8 protein-coding genes are annotated in these 7,711 nt (G+C 76.2%); 7 read left to right on the top strand and 1 reads right to left on the bottom strand.

The genetic code is table 11. From position 1 onward, the window contains the following. The first annotated feature begins 216 nt into the window (after window positions 1–216). On the top strand, window positions 217–774 hold the full coding sequence (locus tag AOK18_RS16315) for a YbaK/EbsC family protein (RefSeq protein ID WP_055694834.1): 558 nt from the start codon (window positions 217–219) through the stop codon (window positions 772–774). 108 nt (window positions 775–882) lie between these two features. On the opposite strand, the gene AOK18_RS16320 is transcribed toward AOK18_RS16315, so the two are convergent. Next, entirely contained in the window at window positions 883–1,296 is a 414-nt protein-coding gene (locus tag AOK18_RS16320; RefSeq protein WP_055694835.1) for a CoA-binding protein, read from the bottom strand. A 203-nt stretch (window positions 1,297–1,499) separates the two neighbouring features. On the opposite strand from AOK18_RS16320, the gene AOK18_RS16325 reads away from it, so the two are divergent. The 6 genes from AOK18_RS16325 to AOK18_RS16345 all read left to right on the top strand — a co-directional run. Next, on the top strand, window positions 1,500–2,321 hold the full coding sequence (locus tag AOK18_RS16325; protein WP_055694836.1) for a cysteine--tRNA ligase: 822 nt from the start codon (window positions 1,500–1,502) through the stop codon (window positions 2,319–2,321). Next, entirely contained in the window at window positions 2,318–2,920 is a 603-nt protein-coding gene (locus tag AOK18_RS16330) for a SixA phosphatase family protein (protein ID WP_055694837.1), read from the top strand. Before AOK18_RS16325 ends, AOK18_RS16330 begins: the two co-directional genes overlap by 4 nt. A gap of 61 nt (window positions 2,921–2,981) precedes the next feature. Further along, window positions 2,982–3,608: a YigZ family protein gene (locus AOK18_RS16335; RefSeq protein WP_055694838.1), complete on the top strand. Its 627-nt coding sequence runs from the start codon at window positions 2,982–2,984 to the stop codon at window positions 3,606–3,608. A gap of 393 nt (window positions 3,609–4,001) precedes the next feature. Next, complete coding sequence (locus AOK18_RS35145) at window positions 4,002–4,133, top strand: hypothetical protein (protein WP_276205353.1); 132 nt, start codon at window positions 4,002–4,004, stop codon at window positions 4,131–4,133. A gap of 299 nt (window positions 4,134–4,432) precedes the next feature. After that, window positions 4,433–5,596 carry an exonuclease SbcCD subunit D gene (locus tag AOK18_RS16340; RefSeq protein ID WP_055694840.1) on the top strand — a complete coding sequence of 388 codons (1,164 nt, stop codon included), beginning with the start codon at window positions 4,433–4,435 and terminating at the stop codon, window positions 5,594–5,596. Continuing rightward, a partial coding sequence (locus tag AOK18_RS16345; RefSeq protein ID WP_055694839.1) for an AAA family ATPase occupies window positions 5,593–7,711 on the top strand: 2,119 nt, incomplete at its 3' end. The genes AOK18_RS16340 and AOK18_RS16345, both read left to right, overlap by 4 nt.

The following is a 7,711-nucleotide window of genomic DNA, read 5'->3' on the forward strand; positions in this document are numbered from 1 at the left end:
CCCGCACCGGCCGGCCGGGGACGGCACGGACCGGCTGGTCGAGCTCGAACCGGGGAGCTGAGCCCCGGCCCCGCCGTACGGTTCGGCGAACGCCCGGAAGCACCGCGGCCCGCACCCCGCCCGGCTCCGAGCGGCGGTCCGGGGGCCCGGACCGCCCCCCGCCCGCGTGCCGGGGCACCCCGCCGGCGGCCGCCGTCCGGCTGTTACCGTGCCGGCATGCGCGCACCCATCGGCACCTTCGACCGGGCCACCCCCGCCCCCGACTGCCTCGACGAACTCACCGCGCCGGTCGCCGCGGCCGTCCGCGCCTGGAGCAGCGGCGTGCCCGCCGAGCAGATCCTCTACGTCGACACGGACCCGCGGTGGGCCGACACCGCCGTCTTCGTCGAGCACTACGGCCGGGACCTCCTCGAGCGCTCGGCGAACTGCGTGGTCGTGGCGGGCAAGCGGGGCGGCGGGAGCACCCTCGCCGCCTGCGTCGTCCTGTCCACCACCCGGGCCGACGTCAACGGCCTGGTGCGCCGCCGGCTCGGCGCCCGCAAGGCCTCGTTCGCCCCGATGGACACGGCGACGGGGGAGACCGGCATGGAGTACGGCGGCATCACCCCGATCGGACTGCCCGCGGACTGGCCGGTGCTGGTGGACGCGGCCGTCGTCGACCTGCCGTACGTGCTCGTCGGCAGCGGACGCCGGCGGGGCAAACTCCTGGTGCCGGGCAAGGCCTTCGCCGAACTGCCCGGCGCGGTCGTGCTGGAGGGGCTGGGAGTGGCCTGAGCCGCGCGTCACCGGGCACGGGGCCGCGCGCCCCGGGACACGAACGTGCTGCCACCCGGCCGGCGCCGGGGCGCCGCCCCCGGCTCGCGGCCGGAGGCGGCGCGGGCCTCAGACCTGGCCCAGCCGCGGTATCTCGATCGCGGGGCAGCGGTCCATCACCATCTCCAGGCCCGCGGCACGGGTCCGCTCGTAGGCGGCCTCGTCGATCACGCCCAGCTGGAACCAGACGGCCTTGGCCCCCTGGGCCACCGCCTCGTCCGCGACCGCTCCGGCCAGTTCGCTGTTCACGAACACGTCCACGACGTCCACCTCGAAGGGGATGTCCGCGAGCGAGGCGTACCCCTGCTCGCCGTGCACCGTCTCGGCCTTCGGATGCACCGGCACCACACGCTTGCCGAAGCGCTGCAGCACCTGGGCGACGCCGTACGCCGCGCGCCGCCGGTTCGACGACAGGCCCACCACCGCCCAGGTGTCGCCCGTCCCGGTCAGGATCCTGCGGACCGTTTCCGCGTCACCGTACATGGATACCTCCCTGCGGATACATGACTCGACGCCGGGAGAACCCCCGGAGGGCCGCGACTATTTCGCCCGGCGGGACACCGGCCCGGAGCGGCGTCCGCACCGCGATCGATGCACGGCGCGCTCACCCGGAGTACGAGCGGGTGACCGCGTGGAGGGGACGTCGTCGCGTCCCGCGGCCACGGCGTCCCCCGAAAGCGCGCGAGATGACTGCGCGGGCCCGCCCGGGCGCCTACGCTCGCCTCGTGCTGCGCATCACCGACGCCCGGACCGGCGAACTCGTGGACGCCACCCCCGCCCGGCGGGGCCTCACCCGCGTCGAGGCCCGCACGCACGGGTTCGATCCGACGAACCTGCGCGTGCTGCTCGTCGCCGACCTGCTCGTGCGCGCCCTGGAACTCGGCGGCACCCCGGTGTGGGCGCTGCTCGACGGAGAACGTGACCTGCCCGAACTGCGCGCGGCGGGCGCCGCCCTCGGCGTGCGGCCCTTCGAGGACGGCCGGGACGTCGGCACCGGACTGGGGGAGGCCCAAGTCCTGCACGTGGTGCGCGAGGGGGGCGAGACACCCGAAGGGGTCCGCGTCGCCGTCGCGCCCGTCCACCGGGAAGGGCCGGGCGACGACGCGCCGGACGGCACCGACAACGGTGCCACCGGCCCCGCCGGCCTCACCGCCCCGCCCCACCCCGCCGAACCGGCCGTCCTGCGGCTCGCCCTGCTCGCCCGGCCCAGGAGCAGCCCGCTGCGGCTCGGCCCGGCCGCCCTGGACGAGGCGGCGGACACCCTCGGGCGCTGGCGCGGCGCGGTCGCCGGCTGGGCGCACCGGCCCTCGCGGCCCATCCCCGACACGGTGCGCGCGGACCTGCGCGCCGCCTGGGAGGACGACCTGGACGTGGTCGGGGTACTCCGCGTGCTCCACGCGGTGGAGCGGGACCCGGAGGTGCCGGACGGCGCCCGCTTCGAGACGTACGCCTACGCCGACCGGCTGCTCGGCCTCGACCTCACCCGGGACCTGGGGTCCCCGGCATGACCGGGCTCCCCGGCGAAGGCGGACCCGGACCCGCCGGGGCCACCGGTGCCGCCGGACCCGCCGGGCGGGACGAGGCCGCCGTCCCCCGTCGGCTGGTCGTGCTGCGGCACGCCAAGTCCGCCCGGCCCGAGGGCGTGCCCGACCGGGACCGCCCGCTCGCCGCGCGGGGCGAGCGCGACGCGCCCGCCGCCGGACGCGCGCTCGCCGCCGCCGTCGGCCCGCCCGGCCTCGTCCTGTGCTCCACCGCCGTACGCGCCCGCCGGACCTGGGAACTGGCGGCGGCGGAGTGGGACGCGCCCCCGCCGGTCCGGTACGAGTCCCGGCTGTACGCGGCCGGGGTCCCCGGACTGCTGGCCGTGGTGCGCGAGGTGCCCGCCGAGGTCGGCACCCTGCTGCTGGTCGGCCACAACCCCGGTCTGGCCGACCTCGTCCTGGCCCTGGCCGGCGACGGCGCGGACGACCTGCTCGACCGGGTCCGCACGAAGTTCCCGACCTCTGCGGTCGCCGTGCTGACCTGGCACGGCACCGCCTGGTCGGACCTCGCCCCCGGCACCGCCCTGCTGACCTCGGTGACCGTCCCCCGGGGCCCCGCGCGGTAGCCGTCCTCCGCCCGCCCCGGCCGGGGCGGCCCGCCCGGACGGCTGCGCATAGGCTGGCCGGATGCAGGACGAGTACCGCACCGTCGCCCGCGCGGGCGTGCACGAGACCGAGATCAACCGCTCCCGCTTCCGGTGCGCGCTCGCCCCGGCCGCCACCGAGCAGGAGGCGCAGGAGTTCGTCGCCGCCGTCCGCAGGGAGCACGCCGACGCCACCCACAACTGCTGGGCGTACGTCATCGGCGCGGACGCCTCCGTCCAGAAGGCCAGTGACGACGGCGAACCCGGCGGCACCGCGGGCGTCCCCATGCTCCAGATGCTGCTGCGCCGCGACATGCGGTACGCCGTCGCCGTCGTCACCCGCTACTACGGCGGGGTCAAACTCGGCGCGGGCGGGCTCATCCGCGCGTACGGCGGGGTGGTCGGCGAAGCGCTGGACGCCGTCGGCACGCTCACCCGGCGCCGGTTCCGGCTGGCCACGGTGACCGTCGACCACCAGCGGGCCGGCAGGATCCAGAACGACCTGCGCTACGCGGGACGCGAGGTGCGGGACGTGCGGTACGGCGAGGAGGTCACGATCGAGATCGCCCTCCCGGACACCGACGTGGACGCCTTCCGGTCCTGGCTCGCGGACGCGACCGCCGGCACCGCCCGCTTCGAGCCGGGCGGCGAGACGTACGGCGACGTGTGACCCCGCCGCGTGAACCGGGCACCGCACCGGCCCGCGACGTCATACCGGCCGCTCCTCGTACGGAACGGGCGTAAGCGGCCTCGGTCATGACGGGGCGTACGGGAACTTCCGGCCGTGCCGTCGGGCACCAGGGGCGAATCCGGGGTGACGGCGCTGGGAGGCGAACCGGCCAGCCCAGGCGCACCGGTCACCCATCAAGACACCGTGGAGGGGGAGGTCCCGAGTAAGGACGGATTCATGCCCCGCCGTGCGGATCACACAGGACAGCGCCGACCGTGAGACCGACTCCCGGCGGCGAACGGCGCGAGATGGTGACGGACTGCCCTCTTCCCTCCCCCCCGCTTCACGGGCACCTTCGTGGCCGTCGCGTCCCACGCGGACGGGAAGGAACGTGTGCGGTTCCTCGCTGACACCTTCGGCAGCCGGGAGCGGCTGGGGGACACCCCGGACGTGCCTGGGTTCGACCGGGCGAACCGGGGGCCGGCCGGCGCCGAGTTCCAACTGCCCAGCCGGGCGGCCGGGTGAGGGAACGCCCACCACCGGCAGGACAACCGGGACCACGCCCGACCGCGAGCGTCGGGCGCCCCCGCCCGCCTCGGGCAACGGCGGATCCCCCACGGGGTCCGGTGCGGACCCCACCGCATCGGTCGCTGCCGTTCACGTCATCGAAATCGCCCGGTGCCGGGGACAAGAGGCGTTCGGTGAAGGACCAAGAGGCGCCATGCGTTAGCGTGGCGGAGGTCGACGTCGACGGCGAGCCCCGTGCCGGTTCGTGCCGGTTCCAGGGACGCAGTAAGGGCAGACATGCAGGCCAGGGCGATTTCATGAGAATTCTGCACACTTCCGACTGGCACCTCGGCCGGTCGTTCCACCGGGTCGGCATGCTCGGCGCCCAGGCCGAGTTCATCGGCCACCTCGTGGCGACCGTGCGCGAGCACGCCGTCGACGCGGTGGTCGTGTCGGGAGACGTGTACGACCGCGCCGTGCCGCCGCTCGCGGCGGTGGAGCTGTTCGACGACGCCCTGCACCGCCTCGCCGGCCTGGGCGTGCCGACGGTGATGATCTCCGGCAACCACGATTCGGCCCGCCGCCTCGGCGTCGGCGCCGGACTCATCGGGCGCGCGGGCATCCACCTGCGGACCGACCCCTCGGCGAGCGGCACCCCCGTGATGCTGTCCGACCGCCACGGGGACGTCGCCTTCTACGGACTGCCCTATCTGGAACCGGCCCTGGTCAAGGACGAGTTGGGGGTGGAGAAGGCCGGCCACGAGGCGGTGCTCGCCGCCGCCATGGACCGGGTCCGCGCCGACCTCGCCGCCCGCCCGCGCGGCACCCGCTCGGTCGTCCTCGCCCACGCCTTCGTCACCGGCGGCACACCGAGCGACAGTGAGCGGGACATCACCGTCGGCGGGGTCGCCGCCGTACCCGCCGGAGTGTTCGACGGCGTCGACTACGTGGCACTCGGACACCTGCACGGCTGCCAGACCCTCACCGAGCGCGTGCGCTACTCCGGCTCCCCCCTCCCGTACTCCTTCTCCGAGGCGGACCACCGCAAGAGCATGTGGCTCGTCGACCTGGACGCCGGCGGCGGCGTCACCGCCGAGCGGATCGACTGCCCGGTGCCGCGCGCCCTCGCCCGGATCCGCGGCCCCCTGGAGGAACTGCTCGCCGACCCCGGGCTCGAACCGCACCGCGAGGCGTGGGTCGAGGCCACCCTCACCGACCCGGTCCGCCCGGCCGACCCCATGGCCCGGCTCACCGAACGCTTCCCGCACACCCTCAGCCTCGTCTTCGCCCCCGAACGCGTGCCCGGCGACCCCGCGGTGTCCTACGCCCACCGCCTCGCCGGCCGTGACGACCAGCAGATCGCGGAGGACTTCGTGGCCCACGTGCGCGGCGCCGGCCCCGACGAGCGGGAGCGCGCCGTCCTGCGGGACGCCATCGACGCGGTCCGCGCCGACCAAACCGCGCACGAGGTGGCGCGATGAGACTGCACCGGCTCGACCTCGCCGCCTTCGGCCCGTTCGGCGGCCCGCTCTCCGTCGACTTCGACGCACTGTCCGCCGCGGGCCTGTTCCTGCTGCACGGCCCCACGGGCGCCGGCAAGACCTCGATCCTCGACGCCGTCTGCTACGCCCTGTACGGATCCGTCCCCGGCGCCCGGCAGAACGGGCAGGGCATGACGCTGCGCAGCGACCACGCCGCCCCCGCCGTCCGCACCGAGGTCACCCTCGACCTGACCGTCGCCGGCCGCCGGCTCGAGATAACCCGGCAACCGCCCTGGCAGCGCCCGAAGAAGCGCGGCACCGGCACCACCCTCGACAAGGCGCAGACCCGGCTGCGCGAGTACGACCCGGCGGCCCGCTCGTGGAAGGACCTCAGCCGCTCCCACCAGGAGATCGGCGAGGAGATCACCCAGCTCCTCGGCATGAGCCGGGAGCAGTTCTGCCAGGTCGTCCTCCTGCCCCAGGGCGACTTCGCGCGGTTCCTGCGCGCCGACGCCGAGGCGCGCGGCAAACTGCTCGGCCGGCTCTTCGACACCCGCCGCTTCGCCGACGTGGAGAAGCACCTCGCGGAGCGCCGCCGCGCCGCCGAGTCCCGGGTCCGGGACGGCGACGCGGACCTGCTCGCCGACGCGCACCGGATGCAGCAGGCCGCGGGCGGGGCGATGCTGCTGGACGACCTGGCGCCGGGCGAACCGGGACTGGCCGAGAGCGTGCTGACCGCGGCCGCCGTCGCTCGCAGCACCGCCCGCGAACAGCTCACCGCCGCCCGCTGCCGTCTCGCCGCCGCCGAATCCGAGCAGGCCGCCGCCGACCGGTCGCTGGAGGAGGTCCGCGAACGGGACCGGCTGCAAAGGCGGTTCGCCGAGGCACGGGAGCGCGCGGCGCGGCTGGCAGAGGAAGCCGGCGCCCGGCAGGAGGCGCGGACGCTCCTGGACCGCTCCCGCCGGGCCGAGGCGGTCGCCCCCGCACTGGAACTGCGGGAGTCCGCCGACGCCGAACACCGGGAGGCGGCCGACGCCGAGGCACGCACGCGCGCCTCGCTCCCCGAGGAGCACAGGGAGGCGGGCGCGGACGGGCTCACGGCCGCCGCGCGCCGGGCCGCCGAGGAACTGGGCGGCCTCGAGTCGGCCCGCCGCGCCGAGCGGCGGCTCGCCGAACTCCTCGACGAACGGGCCGACCTGGACCGCCAGGAGCGCGCCGACGACGACGTGCTGGACGAGTCGGACACCTGGCTCACCGACTGGGAGGAGACCCGGAGCGGACTGCGGGCCCGCATCGAGTCCGCGCAGGAGGCCGCGACCAGGGCCGGTGAACTCGCGGTGCGGCGCGACCCCGCGCACAAGCGGCTGAACGCCGCACGGCTGCGGGACCGACTGGCCGGTGACACCGACCGCGCCGCCGAACAGGCCCGCACGGCCCGGGAGCGGGCACTCGCGGCCAAGCAGCACTGGCTCGACCTCAAGGAACAGCGGCTGGCCGGCATCGCCGCCGAACTCGCCGCGAACCTCGCCGACGGCACGCCCTGCACGGTCTGCGGTGCCGTCGAACACCCCGCCCCCGCCCGCAAGGACGCCGGCCACGTCGACCGCGCGGCGGAGGAACGCGCCCTCACCGCCCACCAGGATGCCGAGGAACGCCGCGCCGAGCACGAACGGCACCTCGGCACCGTCCGCGAGGCGCTGGCGGCCGCCCGGGCGGAGGCGGGGGACACCCCGGCCGACCGGCTCGCCCACGAGGTGGAGGAACTGGAGGAGCAGTACGCGCGGGCCCGGGACGCGGCCTCCGCGCTGCACCCCGCACAGGAGCGGCTGAGGCAGGCGGAGCACGAGCACGAGCGGCGGCTGACCGCGCAGCGCGAGGCGGCGGTCCGGACCGCCGCACGGGCCGGCGTCCGCGACCGCCTCGACCGGGAACAGGCAGCGCTGGAGGAGGAGTTGGCCACGGCGCGGGGCACCGCGGACAGCGTGGCCGCACGCGCCGCCCAACTGGAGCGCGACGCCGCCCGGTTCGCCGACGCCGCCGACGCCGCCCGGCTCGCCGAGGGCACCGCGCAGCGGCTCAAGCACGCCGACGGGGTGTCGAAGCCGGCCTTGAAGG

The sequence above is a fragment of the Streptomyces prasinopilosus genome (assembly GCF_001419695.1).
Lineage (GTDB): Bacteria > Actinomycetota > Actinomycetes > Streptomycetales > Streptomycetaceae > Streptomyces > Streptomyces prasinopilosus.